20 protein-coding genes and 1 pseudogene are annotated in these 17920 nt (G+C 67.2%); 15 read left to right on the top strand and 6 right to left on the bottom strand.

Annotated elements, in window-relative coordinates; all coding sequences use genetic code 11:
• The 7 genes and pseudogenes from glyA to BDO18943_RS06980 form a co-directional block, all read left to right on the top strand.
• Nucleotides 1-327: pseudogene (glyA, locus tag BDO18943_RS06950) on the top strand (serine hydroxymethyltransferase); the annotation flags it as partial.
• Between the two features lie 6 nt (nt 328-333).
• A complete protein-coding gene (nrdR, locus tag BDO18943_RS06955; protein WP_006476792.1) occupies nt 334-813 on the top strand; it encodes a transcriptional regulator NrdR in 480 nt (159 codons plus the stop codon).
• A 153-nt stretch (nt 814-966) separates the two neighbouring features.
• Nucleotides 967-1530, top strand: coding sequence for a GspH/FimT family pseudopilin (locus tag BDO18943_RS06960; RefSeq protein ID WP_175021780.1), 564 nt, complete (start codon nt 967-969; stop codon nt 1528-1530).
• A gap of 5 nt (nt 1531-1535) precedes the next feature.
• Nucleotides 1536-1937: a type IV pilus modification PilV family protein gene (locus BDO18943_RS06965; protein WP_235995871.1), complete on the top strand. Its 402-nt coding sequence runs from the start codon at nt 1536-1538 to the stop codon at nt 1935-1937.
• Nucleotides 1927-2760 carry a PilW family protein gene (locus BDO18943_RS06970; RefSeq protein WP_175021781.1) on the top strand — a complete coding sequence of 278 codons (834 nt, stop codon included), beginning with the start codon at nt 1927-1929 and terminating at the stop codon, nt 2758-2760. The genes BDO18943_RS06965 and BDO18943_RS06970 overlap by 11 nt, the downstream gene beginning before the upstream one ends.
• Nucleotides 2761-2906: 146 nt before the next feature.
• Entirely contained in the window at nt 2907-3425 is a 519-nt protein-coding gene (locus BDO18943_RS06975; protein WP_175021782.1) for a hypothetical protein, read from the top strand.
• Nucleotides 3422-3868, top strand: a complete 447-nt coding sequence (locus BDO18943_RS06980; RefSeq protein ID WP_175021783.1) for a type IV pilin protein — start codon at nt 3422-3424, stop codon at nt 3866-3868. The genes BDO18943_RS06975 and BDO18943_RS06980 overlap by 4 nt, the downstream gene beginning before the upstream one ends.
• A gap of 54 nt (nt 3869-3922) precedes the next feature.
• On the opposite strand, the gene BDO18943_RS06985 is transcribed toward BDO18943_RS06980, so the two are convergent.
• From BDO18943_RS06985 to BDO18943_RS06995, 3 genes are all read right to left on the bottom strand, one after another.
• On the bottom strand, nt 3923-4366 hold the full coding sequence (locus tag BDO18943_RS06985; protein ID WP_043189413.1) for a DUF3318 domain-containing protein: 444 nt from the start codon (nt 4364-4366) through the stop codon (nt 3923-3925).
• Between the two features lie 43 nt (nt 4367-4409).
• Nucleotides 4410-4799 (bottom strand): phage holin family protein, encoded by a 390-nt coding sequence (locus tag BDO18943_RS06990; RefSeq protein WP_175021784.1) that lies wholly within the window; start codon nt 4797-4799, stop codon nt 4410-4412.
• A 123-nt stretch (nt 4800-4922) separates the two neighbouring features.
• Nucleotides 4923-5225 (bottom strand): DUF883 family protein, encoded by a 303-nt coding sequence (locus BDO18943_RS06995; protein ID WP_006494044.1) that lies wholly within the window; start codon nt 5223-5225, stop codon nt 4923-4925.
• Nucleotides 5226-5543: 318 nt separating this feature from the next.
• On the opposite strand from BDO18943_RS06995, the gene BDO18943_RS07000 reads away from it, so the two are divergent.
• The gene (locus BDO18943_RS07000; RefSeq protein WP_043189406.1) at nt 5544-6182 is read left to right on the top strand and encodes a peroxiredoxin; all 639 of its coding nucleotides are present in this window, start codon (nt 5544-5546) and stop codon (nt 6180-6182) included.
• A gap of 150 nt (nt 6183-6332) precedes the next feature.
• On the opposite strand, the gene BDO18943_RS07005 is transcribed toward BDO18943_RS07000, so the two are convergent.
• Nucleotides 6333-7520 (bottom strand): acyl-CoA dehydrogenase, encoded by a 1188-nt coding sequence (locus BDO18943_RS07005; protein WP_043189404.1) that lies wholly within the window; start codon nt 7518-7520, stop codon nt 6333-6335.
• Between the two features lie 413 nt (nt 7521-7933).
• Here BDO18943_RS07005 and BDO18943_RS07010 point away from each other — a divergent pair, with 413 nt between their 5' ends.
• A complete protein-coding gene (locus BDO18943_RS07010; RefSeq protein ID WP_175021785.1) occupies nt 7934-8725 on the top strand; it encodes an IclR family transcriptional regulator in 792 nt (263 codons plus the stop codon).
• Between the two features lie 161 nt (nt 8726-8886).
• Entirely contained in the window at nt 8887-9297 is a 411-nt protein-coding gene (locus BDO18943_RS07015) for a GFA family protein (RefSeq protein WP_175021786.1), read from the top strand.
• Nucleotides 9298-9470: 173 nt separating this feature from the next.
• On the opposite strand, the gene BDO18943_RS07020 is transcribed toward BDO18943_RS07015, so the two are convergent.
• Complete coding sequence (locus tag BDO18943_RS07020; protein ID WP_089449986.1) at nt 9471-10274, bottom strand: EAL domain-containing protein; 804 nt, start codon at nt 10272-10274, stop codon at nt 9471-9473.
• A gap of 364 nt (nt 10275-10638) precedes the next feature.
• On the opposite strand from BDO18943_RS07020, the gene BDO18943_RS07025 reads away from it, so the two are divergent.
• Genes BDO18943_RS07025 through fahA form a run of 5 tightly spaced genes read left to right on the top strand, consistent with a single transcriptional unit; the run spans nt 10639 to nt 16568 of the window.
• Entirely contained in the window at nt 10639-12300 is a 1662-nt protein-coding gene (locus tag BDO18943_RS07025) for an FAD-dependent oxidoreductase (protein ID WP_175021787.1), read from the top strand.
• 28 nt (nt 12301-12328) lie between these two features.
• Complete coding sequence (locus BDO18943_RS07030) at nt 12329-12559, top strand: DUF2783 domain-containing protein (protein WP_175021788.1); 231 nt, start codon at nt 12329-12331, stop codon at nt 12557-12559.
• Nucleotides 12556-13917 (top strand): MFS transporter, encoded by a 1362-nt coding sequence (locus BDO18943_RS07035; protein WP_175021789.1) that lies wholly within the window; start codon nt 12556-12558, stop codon nt 13915-13917. Before BDO18943_RS07030 ends, BDO18943_RS07035 begins: the two co-directional genes overlap by 4 nt.
• A gap of 15 nt (nt 13918-13932) precedes the next feature.
• On the top strand, nt 13933-15267 hold the full coding sequence (gene hmgA / locus BDO18943_RS07040; protein ID WP_175021790.1) for a homogentisate 1,2-dioxygenase: 1335 nt from the start codon (nt 13933-13935) through the stop codon (nt 15265-15267).
• A complete protein-coding gene (fahA, locus tag BDO18943_RS07045; RefSeq protein WP_175021791.1) occupies nt 15264-16568 on the top strand; it encodes a fumarylacetoacetase in 1305 nt (434 codons plus the stop codon). The genes hmgA and fahA overlap by 4 nt, the downstream gene beginning before the upstream one ends.
• A gap of 114 nt (nt 16569-16682) precedes the next feature.
• On the opposite strand, the gene BDO18943_RS07050 is transcribed toward fahA, so the two are convergent.
• Entirely contained in the window at nt 16683-17843 is a 1161-nt protein-coding gene (locus BDO18943_RS07050; RefSeq protein ID WP_089449992.1) for an MFS transporter, read from the bottom strand.
• Nucleotides 17844-17920 lie beyond the last annotated feature (77 nt).

Here is a 17920-nt window from a genome sequence, read left to right on the forward strand (position 1 = left end):
GTGTCGGGCCGTACGGAAAGCCACGTGATGCTGGTCGACCTGCGCGCAAAGAACATCACCGGCAAGGCAGCGGAAGCAGCGCTGGGTGCGGCGCACATCACGGTGAACAAGAACGCGATCCCGAACGATCCGGAAAAGCCGTTCGTGACGAGCGGCGTGCGCCTGGGTTCGCCGGCAATGACGACGCGCGGCTTCGGTCCGGCGGAAGCGGAACAGGTGGGCAACCTGATCGCGGACGTGCTGGACAACCCGGAAGATGCAGCGACGATCGAGCGCGTGCGTGCGCAGGTCGCCGAGCTGACCAAGCGTTTCCCGGTCTATCGCTGATCGACGATGCGCTGCCCGTTCTGCCGGCATGACGACACGCAGGTCGTGGACTCGCGCGTGTCCGAAGATGGCGCCGCGATCCGGCGGCGCCGTCGCTGCTCGGCTTGCGACAAGCGCTTCACGACGTACGAGCGGGTCGAGCTGTCCCTGCCGTTCGTCGTGAAGAAGGACGGCAGCCGCACGGAATTCGACCGTCGCAAGATCGTCGCCAGCATGCAACTCGCGCTGCGCAAGCGGCCGGTTGCTGCCGACGCGATCGACGCGGCGGTCGCCCGCATCGAGTATCAACTGCTCGCGACAGGCGAGCGCGAAGTGCGTAGCGAGAAGCTCGGCGAACTCGTGATGAACGAGTTGCGCGGCCTCGATACGATCGCTTATGTCCGCTTCGCATCGGTGTACCGCCGGTTCGAGGACGTTTCCGAATTTGCCGACGTGATCGAAGAGTTCCGTCGCGCCTCTCCCGCCAAGACTCCGCGTAAGCGCTGACGCGCTGCGTCCGTTCATCGTCTTCTCCGTTGGGTCAGTTCGCGCCGATTGTGTCGATCGCGATCGCATGCCACCAGTCGGCCATTCGGCAAATGGTGCGCGTCCGCACACGCCGCTACAGTCGTCGCATCACCCCGGCGAAGGACGACTGCGATGGCACGGCACGCTCAACCCCTGAAATATGTATTGCAACGCTCGGGCGGGTTCACGCTCGTCGAGCTGATGGTTGCCATCTCGCTGGCGGCGGGGCTCGCGCTCTACGTGGCACCCGTGTTCGACCAGTGGCGCATGCGCGAACGCGTGGACGCACGCTCGCGCGCGTTGCTCGGCGCGCTGTCGTTTGCGCGCACCGAGGCGACGCGTCTCGGCGTGCGCGTCACGCTGTGCCGGGCCGCGAGCGGCGGCACCTGCCTGCGTGCCGGTGAGCGGTGCGATCCGGCCGAATGGTCGTGCGACTGGATCGTCAGCGGGCAGGTCGACGGGCAGTCGCGCGTGCTGCGGCGCTATCCGCACGATGCCGAAGTGGCCGTCGCGGGTGCCGCGCACGATCTCGCGTTCGCACCGCCGGTCGGTCAGGCAATCGGTGGCATCCGGCGTTTCGAATTGCGTCCGCGACGCGACGTGCCGGGGGCTGGCGACGCGCGAGTATCGCGTTGCGTGCGGATCGCGGCAGGCGGCCGGGCGCGAGTTGTCGCCGGCCGCTGCGACGCGGCGTGAGCATCATGCGCAACGCCATGCGCGGCACGTCGCTGATCGAAGCGATGCTGGCCGTCGCGCTGCTCGCGACCGTGATGCTGGCTGTAGCGGGTAGCCAGCTTGCGATGGCGCGTGCGCAGCGCGCGACGATCTGGCGCGAGCGCGCGCTGTGGCTGGCCGATGCGCGTATCGAGCGCTTGCATGTAGTCGCCGGAGCCGACGATGGCCTCGCGGCGCGGGCTGCGGCGTCGCTGCCCGGCGGCGCGATGACGCGCGGTGACGGGCCGGATGGCGTCCACTACGCGGTTGTCGGCTGGCACGGCGGCAGTGCGGCTACCGGGTCGCGATGCGAAGCGGCGGGCAGGTCGGTGCAGCCGCCGTCATGCGTCCGGATTCCATATCGGGAGGTCGACGCCGATGAACGCTGATCGCCGCATGCGCGCGCATACGCTGCTTGAAGTGTTGATTGCGATGACCGTCGGTCTGCTCGTGGTCGTCGCGGCCGGTGCGTTGTACCACGCGCAGCGCGTTGCGCAGCGGCGCGCGGACGACGGGTTCCGGATGCGCGATGCAGCCGCCACGGCACTGATGCTGATCGGCCAGCAGATCCAGATGGCCGGTTTCCGGCCGCTCGATGCGGACGGGGTGTCGTCATTGCCGCCGGTGTTCGGCTGTTCGATGGCGCGCGTGAGGGGCGATGGCGCACAGGTACGGTGCGAGCCCGTGCGCGCTGCGTCGGACGCGTTGTTGATCCGGTATGTCGGCGATGCCGTGTCGACGTGGCCCACCGTAAGCGGCCAGGTGTCGGATTGCCTAGGGCAGGGTGTCGGCGTGTCCGGCGAGCGTGCGCGGGTGGAGAACCGCTTCGACGTCCATGTCAGTCCGTCGACGGGCGAGCCCGAACTGTATTGCGAAGGAAACGGCCGTCCGGGTACGCCGCAGCCGGTCGTGTCGGGAATCGACCAGCTGCGGGTGCGCTATCTTCGCCGCGGCGGCACGCAGTTCGTCGATGCCGGTGCAATGCGGAGCGACGATTGGCCCGATGTCGTGGCCGTGCACGTCTGCGTGCGTGCGCGCGGCGAACCGGCGGGCGAACCGGCGCGACACGTCGATTGCGACGGCCGCACTGTCGTTGCGCAAGACGGCCGCGCGCGTCTGACGCTCGATCGCATCGTCGCGTTGAGGAATGCCGAACACGCAGTCGACGATACGTTGCGCGATGCAACGGATAAACGCGAGGTGCCGCGATGAACGGAGCGGGGCAGTACGCGGCGAAGAGATTGCGATACGTCGCGGCAGGCGATACGCATGAGCATATCGCGACGCACGGCGACGAGCCGCTGCAGGCTGCAGGTGCGGAAGCCCGGACGACAAGCCGGCGAGCGTCGCGCATACGCTTGCGGTCAGCCAGCCGCGATTGGCATCGCGATGCGGGCCTTGCCTTGCCCGCGGTGATCGCGGTTGGCGCGGCGGTTGCGGCGCTGACTGGCACGTGGTTCGAAGCCGCCCTGACGGAGTCGCGCCGCACGCGTGCGTTGTCCGATCGGCTGGTCGCATTTCACGCGGCCGATGCCGCGCTTGCTGCGTGCACCGCACGATTGCGCCGGGGTTCCGCGCCCTACGTGAGCGAACGCGAGTCGCACACGGAGCCGGACGCGTGGCGGCGCATGCCGGCGCTGGCGGCCGCCGAAGCGTTTGCGCCGTTCGCCGGCTGGCCGATGGCTGCGCAACCGCCGCGATGCCTGATCGAAGCATGGCGCGGGGCAGGGCCGGCAGGCAGCCGCGCTTATGTCGTCACTGCGCGTGGCGTCGGTGCGCATGCATCGAGCGCCGTCTGGCTGCAGCATCAGGTCGCGATACGCGACGGACACATCGTCGCCTTGCGCTGGCGTCGCGTCGCGACAGTGCTTCGATGAACGGCCGCACGTCGGTGTACCGTTCGGCGGGATTTACGCTGATCGAGTTGATGATCGTGCTCGCGATCGTCGCGGTACTGGCCGGATGGAGCATCCCGTCGTATCGCGCGCATGTCGCGCGCGTTCATCGCGCGTCGGCGGTCGCCGCGCTGTACCGGGCGGCCCAATATCTCGAAACGCGGGACGGTGCGCCGCCTTCGGCATTACCAGATGCGCTCGCGCAGGCGCCGCCGGACGGGCGCGCGGTCTATCGAGTGGCGATCAGGCGGCCGGACGGCGGTGATTCGCCGGTGAGCTACGAACTGGAAGCCATCCCGCTCGACGCGGGCCCGATGCACGACGATGCGTGCGGTGCCTTCACGCTGCGCTCGGACGGGACGAAGGGCAATGTGCGAAGTGATGGCGCCGATGAACAGGTCGCGGTGTGCTGGGGTGTGCGTTGAGGTCGGATGGAAGGCGCGCCACGGCGCGTGGCCGTGCGCGCAGGATGCCGACGGTCAGTCGTCGTGCGTGTCGAGCCCGCGCTCGTTGCGGGACTGCTTCCAGATCCGGTAGACCTCCCATGCAGCGAAACCGAGGGTGCCCCACTTCAGCGCGGGCCCCGCGCTCGCGCGCAGCAGCGAGCGAACGGGTTTTGCGAGCACGAGCGATGCGAGCGAGCTCAGCATCGGATACTGGTTGACGAGCTGGCCGAGGCTCGCGTTCAGGTTCTTGGCGGACTGGCTGAACTTGTTGCTGGACAGGCCGGGGATGAACACCTTGAGCCAGCTGAAGCGCGTGACGGCCTGGCGCATTTCGCCGGCGGCTTCCGCGAGTTCGAGCCGCTCGACTTCGGATCGCAGGATCAGCAGTTCCTTGCGGAGCGCGCGATGCTGCGACGCGCTCCAGTTCGATCGCGACGAATGGGAGCGGGGTGAATTGCCCGTGATGTTCTGGCTCATGGCGCGTCGGCGAAATAGGTGGAAGGGGTGAGCGCGATTGCGTTCACGGCTTGCCGCGGAACAGTTCGCGGTCTTTCTCGATCTCGGCGAGCGTTGCCTCGAATACGGTCGGCGCATCGCGCAGGCCCGAGCGGGCCTTCAGTGCGCATACGATGCCGCCTGTGGCATACAGCGCGGTGATCGCCGCGAGCGACTGCCAGCGGTAGGTATCCCAGAACGCGATCGCGACAAGCACGGTGAGGCTGATCAGTGCCATCGTCGCGAGCATCATCGCGGCGAGCCCGAGGAACAGCACGCCCAGCAGGCGCTCCTTCTCCTCGGCAAGCTCGATGCTCACCAGTTCGAGGCGCGTTTGCAGAAGTCCGATCGCGGAGCCGACGAGGCGGCGCAGCGGTCCTTGGCCGGACGGCTGCGAGGTGGTGTCTGTCGTCATGGGTGAGGTGCGTGCGCGTGCAGTGTGCAGCTAGGACAAAGCCGGCCGGCGGAAACCGCCGGCTGGCTTCGACGCCCGCAGGCCGCGCGACGCGGCCAACGGGACGAAACGGCGCAGAGCGCGTTACTTGCGGTTGATCAGCAGGCCGATCAGCACGCCGACGCCTGCGGCGACGCCGATCGACGTCCACGGATGCTCGTGCACGTAATCGTCGGTCGCGCGTGCGGCCTTCTTGCCTTTCTCGACCACCACGACCTGGACGTCGGCCGCCTTTTCCTTGGCCTGCTTCAGGCGCGACATGGCTTTTTCGCGCAGCTCGGCCGCACGGTCGCCCGTGCTGCTCGCAGCTTGCTTGAGCAGGTCTTCGGCGTCCGAGAGAACGGTTTTGATATCCGACATCAGTTTCTCCTTGTTGATTTCCGACATTGCAACTCCCTTCATGCTGTCATGCTGCAGGTTCACATCGTAGCGAAACGCCTGCCTGCTGGCGAGCCGGGAAGACACACGACGGCCGTGCAAGACCGCATGGTAAACGACTTGTAATCATCAACAGAGCGGCAAACGGGGTGAAAAGTTTCCCGCGTGGTCGCGCGTCCTGCGCCGACGCCGGGCAAAAATGACAAAAAAGTATGAATATCAAACGGAATAATCGTTCGCACGACCCATTGCTTCCCGTAAGCTGACAGACTTTCCCGCGCCGATCCGGGCGCGGTTTCAACCAGCATCGTTCGAGGAGGGAACATCATGAGTCTGCGTCTTGGCGACATCGCACCGGATTTCGAGCAGGAATCGAGCCTGGGCCCGATCAAGTTTCACGACTGGCTGGGCGACAGCTGGGGTGTCCTGTTCTCGCATCCGGCCGACTACACGCCGGTGTGCACGACCGAACTCGGGCTGACCTCGAAGCTGAAGGGCGAATTCGAGAAGCGCAACGTGAAGGTGATCGCGCTGTCGGTCGACGGTGTCGAATCGCACAAGGGCTGGATCAACGACATCAACGAAACGCAGTCGACAGTCGTCGGTTTTCCGATCATCGCCGATGCGGACCGCAAGGTTTCGCAGCTGTACGACATGATCCACCCGAACGCGAACGAAACGCTGACGGTGCGTTCGCTGTTCGTGATCGACCCGAACAAGAAGGTGCGGCTCACCATCACGTACCCGGCCAGCACGGGGCGCAACTTCGACGAAGTGCTGCGCGTGATCGACTCGCTGCAGCTGACCGACAACTACAAGGTCGCGACGCCGGGCAACTGGAAGGATGGCGACGACGTCGTGATTGTGCCGTCGCTGCAAGATCCGGAAGAGCTGAAGAAGCGCTTCCCGAAGGGCTTCAACGCAGTGCGTCCGTATCTGCGCCTCACGCCGCAGCCGAACAAGTAAGCAGCGGCTGCGCGCGAACGCGGTACCGGGCTGGCGCCCGGTGCGCGGCTCCGATGAAAAACGGCCCGCCCGGCAGTCATGCCGGGCGGGCCGTGTCTTTTGTGCGTACTCGTGCGCAGCATGGCTGCCGCGCACGCCTCACCCGGACGATCAGAAGAACGCCTGGATGCCCGTCTGCGCGCGGCCGAGGATCAGCGCGTGGATATCGTGCGTGCCTTCGTACGTGTTGACCACTTCGAGGTTCACGAGGTGGCGTGCGACGCCGAATTCGTCGGAGATCCCGTTGCCGCCGAGCATGTCGCGCGCGAGCCGGGCGATGTCGAGCGCCTTGCCGCACGAGTTGCGCTTCATGATCGACGTGATCTCGACGGCCGCCGTGCCTTCGTCCTTCATCCGGCCGAGGCGCAGCACGCCTTGCAGGCCGAGCGTGATTTCGGTCTGCATGTCTGCGAGCTTCTTCTGGATCAGCTGGTTCGCGGCAAGCGGCCGGCCGAACTGCTGGCGGTCGAGCACGTACTGGCGCGCGGTGTGCCAGCAGGACTCGGCGGCACCCAGCGCGCCCCATGCGATCCCGTAGCGGGCCGAGTTCAGGCACGTGAACGGGCCGCGCAGGCCGCTCACGTTCGGCATCAGGTTCTCTTCCGGGACGAATACCTCGTCGAGGACGATCTCGCCGGTGATCGACGCGCGCAGCCCGACCTTGCCGTGGATCGCCGGTGCCGACAGGCCCTTCCAGCCTTTCTCGAGGATGAAGCCGCGAATCGCGTCCTTGCCGTTTTCTTCCAGCTTCGCCCACACGACGAACACGTCGGCGATCGGCGAGTTCGTGATCCACATCTTCGCGCCGGACAGCGAGTAGCCGCCAGGCACCTTCTTCGCGCGGGTGACCATGCTGCCCGGATCGGAGCCGTGGTTCGGCTCGGTCAGCCCGAAGCAGCCGATCCATTCGCCGGTCGCGAGCTTCGGCAGGTATTTCTGCTTCTGCGCGTCGGAACCGAATTCGTGGATCGGCACCATCACGAGCGACGACTGCACGGACATCATCGACCGGTAGCCCGAATCGACGCGCTCGACTTCGCGGGCGATCAGCCCGTAGCTCACGTAATTGAGGCCGGGGCCGCCGTATTCCTCGGGAATCGTCGGACCGAGCAGGCCGACTTCGCCCATCTCGCGGAAGATTTCGGCGTCGGTACGTTCGTGGCGGAACGCTTCGGTCACGCGCGGCGCGAGCTTGTCCTGCGCGTACGCTTGCGCGGCATCGCGCACCATCCGCTCTTCTTCGGTCAGTTGCTGGTTGAGCAGCAGCGGATCGTCCCAATGAAAAGTTGCAGCACTCATCGTCTCATCTCCTGTCGGCCCGAGTTGGCGCTTCAGCGCTTACTCGGGTCCCATGCTTTGCGGTCGGCCCGAGTTGGGCACTTCAGCGCTTACTCGGGTCCCATGCTTTGCGGTCGACCCGAGTTGGGCACTTTAGCGCTTACTCGGGTCCCATGCTTTGCGGTCGGCCCGAGTTGGGCACTTCAGCGCTTACTCGGGTCCCATGCTTTGCGGTCGACCCGAGTCGGGCACTTCAGCGCTTACTCGGGTTCCATGCTTTGCGTTTGGCCCGAGTCGGCACTTCGGCGCTTTCCCGAGCCCCATGCTTTACGGTCGGTCCCTGATTCAGCCGGGTTTGTTGCCTGAGAGTTTGCTTGACGGAAGTTCCGCTGTGCGGAACAATGTTTTGCAAATCGAACCCAGTGTAGCACCAGATGACACTTTCAACCATCGACGAAACCACGATCGACGAACGCAAGTTCGTCGTCGCGCTCGCGCGCGGGCTCGACCTGCTGCGTGCATTCCGGCCCGGCGAGACGATGCTCGGCAACCGCGACTTCGCGGAGCGTACGGGGTTGCCGAAGGCGACCGTGAACCGGCTCGCGTACACGCTGACCGTGCTTGGCTACCTCCGCTACGACGAGACGCTCGGAAAGTATGCGCTCGACGCCGGCGTGCTGTCCCTCGGCTACGCACTGCTGTCGGGCTCGGGGACGATCGACCTCGCGCGGCCGCACATGCAGGCGCTCGCGCGCGATATCGGCGCGGCCGTATCGCTCGGCTGTCGCGACGGGCTCGACATGATCTATCTGGAGACGATCCGCAGCGAGACCGCGCTGACGCTTGGGCTTGCGCCCGGCTCGCGGCTGTCGATGCTGACGAGCTCGATGGGGCGCGCGTACCTGGCCGTGCAACCGGAGGACGTGCGCCGCGCGCTCTATGCGGAACTGCATCGCGCGGCCGGCGGCGCGGCCGACGCCGATGCGCTCGTCGCCGCCGCGCAGCACGCGGTGGCCGAGTTCTCGGCAGGCGGTTGCTGTTATTCGTTCCGGGCGTGGCACATGGACGTCAACGCGGCGGCCGTACCGTTTCGCGAGCCGCGCGAGGGGCGCTGGCTGATCCTGAGCTGCAGTGGCCCCGCGTCGTCGATGGACGAGGACGTGTTCCGTACGCAGGTCGGGCCGAAGCTGAAGGCGCTCGCGCAGCGGCTCGGGCAGACGGCCTGAGCAGACGGCCTGAGCAAAGAGCGCGAGCGGTAGCGGTGCCGTCGCCGGCACCGGCACCGGCGACAACGCACGAGAGCGATACCGCCGCCTCCGCCGCCGGTTGTGCCACGGACGAACCGCGCGCATGATCGTTCGCCAGCTCACCGACGAAGAGGGTTGCCATGTCTCACGCAGAACTGATGGAAGGCGGATGCGCATGTGGCGCGATTCGATACCGGATCGCCCATGTTCCGACTGACGCCGGCTTTTGCCACTGCCGGCTCTGCCAGCGCACGACCGGCGCAGCGGTCGTCGCGTCGGCATCGGTGCCGATCGACGCGTTCGAATACCTTCAAGGTGAGCCGACGGTCTATGCGTCGAGCGCGTGGGGTGAGCGGCGCTTCTGTGGCCGTTGCGGCGCACAGCTCGAATACCGGCAAATCGATGCACCCAAGACGGTCGAGATCAATTCCGCGACGCTCGACGAGCCATCACGGTTGCGTCCGGCCTGGCATGTCTGGTACGGGGATCGCTATCCGGGCATCGAGATCGACGACGATCTGCCCAAGTACGACGATGGCGGAAGAGCGTAAGCGGTAATCGCCGGCACCGCCGGCGCCGGAAGTGAAGGGCGCCCACGAAGCCGGTCTTTCAGCGAGGTCGGCAACAACCCGCCGGACATCGGACGGCCGGTCACGCCAGACGACCCGATCCTCCCGACACATCACCCGCGCCCCACATCCGGCGTGCCGGCCACCTCATCCACTCACGCCGTCACGACCTTCGCAAACACGGGCCCCTGCATGAACCGCACGTCGTGCTGGCGCAGCAGTTCGCACTGCGTTTCGTCGACGACGCCGTCGAAGATCAGCGGAATCCGCACGCGCTGCGCATACGCGACGAGCGCCTTGACCATCCCGTCGCGCAACGCGATGCCCGCATCCATCTTGATGTAGTCGGGGCGCGCCATCTCCGATTCGACCGCGAGGATGCGGCCCGGGTCGGGCAGCTTGTCCGCGACCTTGAAGCCGTGATGCTGGTAGCTGCGTGTCAGGTAGCCGAGGAAGGTCTTGTGCGCGACCGCGACCGCCGGCAGCTCGATCACGATCCGCTCGCTCGGCAGCCCGAAGCGCTGCAGCACCGACGAGAAGTGCTTGCCGTGGTCGTACTTCACGCTCTTCAGCAGCCGCTCGTGCACGCGCAGGAACAGCAGCCCGTGGCGCTGCGCGCCGAAGAAGTTGATCGAGTGCAACGTGCGCGACAGGCGGTCGATCGCGACGAGCGTCTGGTCGTCGACGGCCGAGTCGACCGGATCGTGCGGCGCGCCCGTGACGACGGTGACGGCCTGGAAGCCGAGCTCGTCGCCGTAGCGCTCGATTGCGTCGGCGAACGACGTCGATTGCGGCGCACCCGGCATCGTCACGTCGTAGATCGGTTCGTAGGCGCTGCCGAGCGTGCGCTCGGGCAGGTTCGCGCTGGCGGTGCCGCCATCGGCGAGCGTGAGGTGATCCCGCAGATACGGCAGTTGCCCCGCACGGGCGACCAGCTCGGGAATGGTGGGCGGAATCATCGGCGTAAGAAGGAAAAACGGCGGCCGAACGGGCCGCCTCGTAGCTTGATATTAGCAGCGCCGGCCAAGCTCGGCTTGGCGTTTCGTTCATATGGTTATCCCGTCCTCGATGCTTCGCCTAGGGTTTACGTTGATTTCACTATTCGTAATTGGTTTTACTATTCGTAAATCCAGGATTTGTCGCCGATCAAGAAATGCGGCATGCGGGCGCCGCGAAACGGCGCCGTTCACGAATCAACAGGAAGCAAGGAGCGAGACGTGGCGGTTGACAGGAATTGCACGCGGGAGGGCGGCGCGGTGCGCCGGCAGGCGACGGACGGGATGACGGGCGGGCTGGCGCGCGCCCGGCAGGGTTGAGGGGCGGATGGCGACCATGAGCATCGATTACCAGACGCTGAAGTTCGAATACCGCGCGCGTGCGCAGGACACCGCCGTTCACCCGGTGATCGTCGTCGGCGCGGGCCCGGTGGGCCTCGCGGCCGCGATCGACCTCGCGCAGCAGGGCGTGCCCGTCGTGCTGCTCGACGACGACGACACGCTGTCGACCGGCTCGCGCGCGATCTGCTTCGCGAAGCGCACGCTCGAGATCTTCGACCGGCTCGGCTGCGGCGAGCGCTTCGTCGACAAGGGCGTGAGCTGGCACGTCGGCAAGGTGTTCCTGCAGGACGAGCAGCTCTACGCGTTCGACCTGCTGCCCGAGGAAGGGCATGCGCGCCCCGCGTTCATCAACCTGCAGCAGTACTACGTCGAAGGCTATCTGGCCGACCGCGCGTTCGAGCTGCCGAACATCGACATCCGCTGGAAGCACAAGGTGACGGGCATCGACCAGTCGTCCGAGCACGCGGTGCTGACGATCGAAACGCCGGAAGGCGTCGCGACGCTGCGCGCACAGTACGTGATCGCGGCCGACGGCTCGCGCAGCCCGATGCGCACGATGATGGGCCTCGAAAGCCACGGCCGCACGTTCAAGGACCGCTTCCTGATCGCCGACGTGAAGATGAAGGCGGAGTTTCCGACCGAGCGCTGGTTCTGGTTCGATCCGCCGTTCCACCCAAATCAGTCGGTGCTGCTGCATCGGCAGCCCGACAACGTGTGGCGCATCGACTTCCAGCTCGGCTGGGATGCCGACCCCGTCGCCGAGAAGCAGCCGGAGCGCGTGATCCCGCGTGTGCGCGCGCTGCTCGGGCCGGATGTCGAGTTCGAGCTCGAATGGGTGAGCGTCTATACGTTCCGCTGCCAGCGGATGGAGTCGTTCCGTCACGGCCGCGTGCTGTTCGCGGGCGATTCCGCGCATGGCGTGTCGCCGTTCGGCGCGCGCGGTGCGAACAGCGGCGTGCAGGATGCGGACAACCTCGCGTGGAAGCTGAAGCTCGTGCTCGACGGCCGCTCCGGCGACAGCCTGCTCGACACGTATGCGAGCGAGCGCGAGTTCGCGGCCGACGAGAACATCCGCAACTCGACGCGCTCGACCGACTTCATCACGCCGAAGAGCCCGGTGTCGCGGGTGTTCCGCGATGCGACGCTGAAGCTCGCGCGTGACTGCGAATTCGCGCGCAAGCTCGTGAACAGCGGCCGCCTGTCGGTGCCGGCGGTGCTGGCCGATTCGCCGCTGAACACGCCGGACCGCCACGGCGACGCCTTCGCGGGCGCGATGCGGCCGGGTGCCGCGGCAGCCGATGCGCCGGTGCGGACGCAGGGCGCGTCAGGCTGGTTGCTGCAGCATCTGGGCAGCGGCTTCACCGGCGTGCTGTTCGGGTTGCCGGGCGACGCGGCCGCGCTTGCGCAGGCGCTCGACGGCCTTGCGCTGCCGGTGCGGCCCGTGCTCGTCGTGCCGGCCGGGCACGCGCAGCCGGTCGCGGGTGTCGTCGTCGTGGAGGACGTCGACGGCTTCGCCGCGCAACGCTACGACGCGAAGCCCGGCACGTTCTACCTGCTGCGCCCCGACCAGCATGTCTGCGCCCGCACGCGCACGCTCGACCGTCAGGCGCTTGCCGACGCCCTGGCGCGCGCGACCTGTGCACGCTGAAAACGATAAAGACACTGGAGACTCCGTCATGCCCTCACTCGACACCCGCCCGCGCCTGGCTGACCCGGACGCGTTCTATGAAGCGCTGATCGACATGCATCGCGACCTGTCCGACGCCGACAGCCAGCTCGTCAACGCGAAGCTGATCCTGCTGCTCGCGAACCAGATCGGCGACACCGACGTGCTGCGCGAAGCGATGACGCTCGCGCGGCAGGGCGTGACGCCGCCCGTGCATCCGGCTGCCGAGGTCGCGCAATGAGTGCGGCGCCGGCTGACGCACGCGTGCTCGAAGTCGAGTGCGTGATCGACGATACCCATCGCCCGGGCTTCCACTGGATGTTGCTCGTGTTGTGCGGGCTGTGCCTCGTGATCGACGGTTTCGATGCGCAGGCGATGGGCTACGTCGCGCCGAGCGTGATCGCCGAATGGGGCGTGCCGAAGCAGGCGCTTGGGCCCGTGTTCAGCGCGAGCCTGTTCGGGATGCTGCTCGGCGCGCTCGGGCTGTCGGTGCTGGCCGACCGGATCGGGCGGCGCCCGGTGCTGATCGGCTCGACGCTGTTCTTCGCGGTGACGATGCTCGCGACGCCGTTCGCGGGCTCGATCCCGGTGCTGATGGCGCTGCGCTTCGTCACGGGCCTCGGCCTCGGCTGCATCATGCCGAATGCGATGGCGCTGGTCGGCGAGTTCAGCCCGGCTGCGCATCGCGTGAAGCGGATGATGATCGTGTCGTGCGGTTTCACGCTCGGCGCGGCGCTCGGCGGCTTCATCAGCGCCGCGCTGATTCCGGCCCTCGGCTGGCGGTCGGTGTTCTTCGTCGGCGGCGCGGTGCCGCTCGTGCTGACGGTCGCGATGGTCGCGCGGCTGCCCGAGTCGCTGCAGTTCCTGGTGCTGAAAGGGCGCGTCGCGCAGGCGCGCGACTGGCTCACGCATTTCGCGCCGCAGGCCGGCATCGATGCGAATACGCGGCTCGTCGTGCGCGAGCGCGCCGCGACCGGCGCACCGGTCGCCGAGCTGTTCAGCCATGGCCGCCTGCCGGTCACGCTGCTGCTGTGGGCGATCAGCTTCATGAACCTGATCGATCTGTACTTCCTGTCGAACTGGCTGCCGACCGTGATGCGCGACGCGGGCTATTCGCCCGGCACGGCGGTGATCGTCGGCACGGTGCTGCAGACGGGCGGCGTGATCGGCACGCTGTCGCTCGGCTGGTTCATCGAACGCCACGGCTTCGTGCGCGTGCTGTTCGCATGCTTCGCGTGCGCGGCCGTGTCGGTGGGGTTGATCGGCTCGGTCGCGCATGCGCTGCCGTGGCTGCTGGTGGTGGTGTTCGCGGGCGGGTTCTGCGTGGTCGGCGGGCAGCCGGCCGTCAACGCGCTCGCGGGCCAGTATTACCCGACGTCGCTGCGCTCGACGGGCATCGGCTGGAGCCTCGGCATCGGCCGGATCGGCTCGGTGCTCGGGCCGCTCGTCGGCGGACAACTGATTGCGCTCAACTGGTCGAACGGTGCGCTGTTCCACGCGGCCGCGGTGCCCGTGCTGTGCTCGGCGCTGTTCGTCCTCGGGCTTGCCGGTGTGACGCGGCGCAACGGCGCGCAGGCGCCGAACGCCGCGATGAATTGAGGGAGAAAGGAAACGATGACGCTTGACCTGTCGAAACCGGCGACCGCCGGCTACCAGAGCGGTTTCGGGAACGAATTCGCGACCGAGGCACTGCCCGGCGCGCTGCCGCACGGCCGCAACTCGCCGCAGCGCGCGCCGTACGGGCTGTATGCGGAGCAGCTGTCGGGCACGGCATTTACCGCGCCGCGGGGCCACAACCGCCGCTCGTGGCTGTACCGCATCCGTCCGGCGGCCGTGCACCGGCCGTTCGAGCCGTACGCTGGCCCGCAGCGGCTCGTGTCGGAATTCGGCGATTCGGCCGACGTGCCGCCGACACCGCCGAACCAGCTGCGCTGGGATCCGCTGCCGATGCCGGTCGATCCGACCGATTTCGTCGACGGTCTCGTGACGATGGCCGGCAACGGCTCGGCCGCCGCGATGAACGGTTGCGCGATTCATTTGTATGCCGCGAACCGCTCGATGCACGATCGCTTCTTCTACAGCGCGGACGGCGAACTGCTGATCGTGCCGCAGCAGGGGCGGCTCTTCATCGCGACCGAATTCGGCCGGCTCGACGTCGAGCCGTTCGAGATCGCGGTGATCCCGCGTGGCGTGCGTTTTTCCGTCGCGCTGCCGGACGGCGACGCGCGAGGCTACATCTGCGAAAACTTCGGCGCGCAACTGCGCCTGCCGGATCTCGGCCCGATCGGCTCGAACGGTCTCGCGAATCCGCGCGATTTCCTGACGCCGCAAGCCGCCTACGAAGACCGCGAAGGCGCGTTCGAGCTGATCGCGAAGCTGAACGGCCGCCTGTGGCGCGCGGACATCGGCCATTCGCCGCTCGACGTCGTCGCATGGCACGGCAACTACGCGCCGTACAAGTACGACCTGCGCCTGTTCAACACGATCGGCTCGATCAGCTACGACCATCCCGATCCGTCGATCTTCCTGGTGCTGCAGTCGCAGAGCGATACGCCGGGTGTCGACACGATCGACTTCGTGATCTTCCCGCCGCGCTGGCTCGCAGCCGAGGATACGTTCCGCCCGCCCTGGTTCCACCGCAACGTCGCGAGCGAGTTCATGGGGCTCGTGCACGGCGCGTACGACGCGAAGGCCGAAGGCTTCGTGCCGGGCGGCGCGAGCCTGCACAACTGCATGTCGGGCCACGGGCCCGACGCGGATACGTTCGAGAAGGCGTCCGCGAGCGACACGACGAAGCCGCACAAGGTCGACGCGACGATGGCGTTCATGTTCGAAACGCGCACGCTGATCCGGCCGACGCGCTACGCGCTCGACACCGCGCAGCTGCAGGCCGACTACTTCGAATGCTGGCAAGGCATCAAGAAACATTTCAATCCGGAGCAACGATGAGCGATACCCAAGACTGGCGCGCGACGCTCGACCCGGCTCGCAAGAGCTGGGTCGAGACGGCGAACGATCCCGCCTGCGATTTCCCGATCCAGAACCTGCCGTTCGGGATCTTCAGCGATGCGAAGCAAGCGTCGCGCCGTGCAGGCGTGGCACTTGGCGACCAGATCGTCGATCTCGCGGCGCTCGCGCGCGCGGGCCTCGTGACGCTGCCGGCCGGCGCCGATGCGTTCGCCGCGCCGACACTCAACCCGTTCATCGCACTGGGCCGCGACGCATGGCGCAGCGTGCGCGTGCAGCTGTCTGATTTGTTTTCGCGCGACAATGCGCGGTTGCGCGACGATACGGCGCTGCGCGCGCAGGTGCTCGTCGCGCTGCGCGACGCGACGCTGCATCTGCCGGTCGACATTCCCGGCTATACCGACTTCTATTCGTCGAAGGAGCACGCGACCAACGTCGGCTCGATGTTCCGTGATCCGAAGAATGCATTGCTGCCGAACTGGTCGGAGATGCCGATCGGCTACAACGGCCGCGCGTCGTCGGTAGTCGTGAGCGGCACCTCGGTGCGGCGTCCGAACGGGCAACTGAAGCTGCCCGACCAGGAGCGTCCGGTGTTCGGTGCATGCCGCAAGCTCGACATCGAACTCGAGACGGGCTTCATCGTCGGCCAGGGCAACGCGCTCGGCGAGCCGATCGCGTGCGAGGACGCGGAAGCGCATATCTTCGGGATGGTGCTGCTGAACGACTGGAGCGCGCGCGACATCCAGCAGTGGGAATACGTGCCGCTCGGCCCGTTCAACGCGAAGACGTTCGCGACGACGATCTCGCCGTGGATCGTCACGCTCGACGCGCTCGAACCGTTCCGCACCGCGCAGCCGGAGCAATCGCCGCAGCCGCTCGCGTACCTGCGGCACGCAGGCAGGCATGCGTTCGACATCGCGCTCGAAGTGACGCTGCGCGAGGAAGGGGCGGCCGAAGCAACCTCGATCTGCCGCACGAACTTCAAGCACATGTACTGGACGATGGCGCAGCAGCTCGCGCATCACACGGTCGCGGGCTGCAACACGCGAGTGGGCGACCTGATGGGTTCGGGCACGATCAGCGGGCCGACGAAGGATTCGTTCGGCAGCCTGCTCGAACTGACGTGGAACGGCAAGGAGCCGGTCACGCTGAACGGTGGCGGCAGCCGCGCGTTCATCGAGGACGGCGACGAGCTCACGCTCGCCGGCTGGTGCCAGGGCGACGGCTATCGCGTCGGCTTCGGTACGTGTGTCGGCAAGATCCTGCCGGCGTTGAAGGCGTAACGCGCAACGTGGCGCGAGCATGAGCAAGACGGCCCGCATTGCACGGGCCGTCGTCGTTTCGAAGTCGGCGTATTCAGTGAAAGGGCGGAGCGCGGTGGCGTGCTCGCGCCGGCGTCAGACCGCGCGTTGCAATGCGGCGCGACGTTCCCACAGCGCGGCCGCGACGAACGCCGCGACGCAGACGACCAGCACGCCGACCAGCGCGTTGCTGCCCAGTTGCTCCATCAGCGCACCGGCGACCAGCGGGCCGCCGAAGCTCGCGGCGCTCCACGACGCCGACACGAGCGAGCTTGCGGTGACGAGCGCCGCACCGCGGAAGCGTTGGCCGCACGCGACGAGCGACAGCGTATAGATGCTGCCGGCCGCCGCGCCGAGCACGAATAGCAGCGGCCAGCACAGCCACGGATTCGCGATCACGAACGGCAGCAGCGGCAGGCCCGCGAGCACGATCCAGCCTGCGCCGAGATGCACGCGTTCGCGGCCGAGCTTGTCCGCGAGCCAGCCGATCGGGAACTGCATCGCGGTATCGCCGAACAGCATGATCGACGCGAGCAGCACGGCCGTGGCACTCGCGACGCCGTGATCCATCGCGTAGAGCGGCAGCAGCGACAGCGCGAGCGTATCGAACAGCGCGAAGAAGCCGGTGCCGATGATCAGCGCGGGCATGCGCGGCAGCACGGCGAGCCAGTGATCGTGCTGCGCGTGATGCGCGTCGTCGCCGGCGAGCGGCGCGCGCCGGATCGTCGCGAGCGTCGGCAGCGCGAGCAGGAACAGCGCGCCGCACAGCGCGAAGCGGATGCTCGTCGCGCCCGCGATCTGGCTCACGAGCACGGGGCCCGCCATCTGGAACAGCGTGAAGTTGGTCGCGTAGATCGCGACGACGCGGCCGCGCGTCGAATCGTCGGCGAGCTGGTTGACCCACGCTTCGCCGATCGTAAACAGCAGCATCAGCGCCGCGCCGCACAGCACGCGCAGCGCGCCCCACAGAATCAGGTTCGACGTGAACTGCATCAGCGCGGTGGCGGCCGCGAGCAGCACGACCGATACGACGATCGCGCGGCGCGAGCCGATGTGTCGCGCGAGCGCGGTGACGAACGGGACGATCGCAAGGCCGCCGAGGGCCTGCGCGGCCGTCAGCATGCCGACGACGTTGGTGCCGTGCCCGGCTTCGGTCAGCGCGAGCGCGGTGAGCGGCAGCGTGGCGCCGGTACCGAGACCGACGACCGCGACGCTCAGAATGAGGGCGAGGAAATCGCGATTAAGAATGGCTTTCATCGGGCGCGATGCTACACCTCGGACCTTGAAAGGTCCATGAAGGCCATCAGCTTCGAGTGGAGTTGTGCACGCAACGA

Source organism: Burkholderia aenigmatica (assembly GCF_902499175.1).
Taxonomy (GTDB): Bacteria; Pseudomonadota; Gammaproteobacteria; order Burkholderiales; family Burkholderiaceae; genus Burkholderia; species Burkholderia aenigmatica.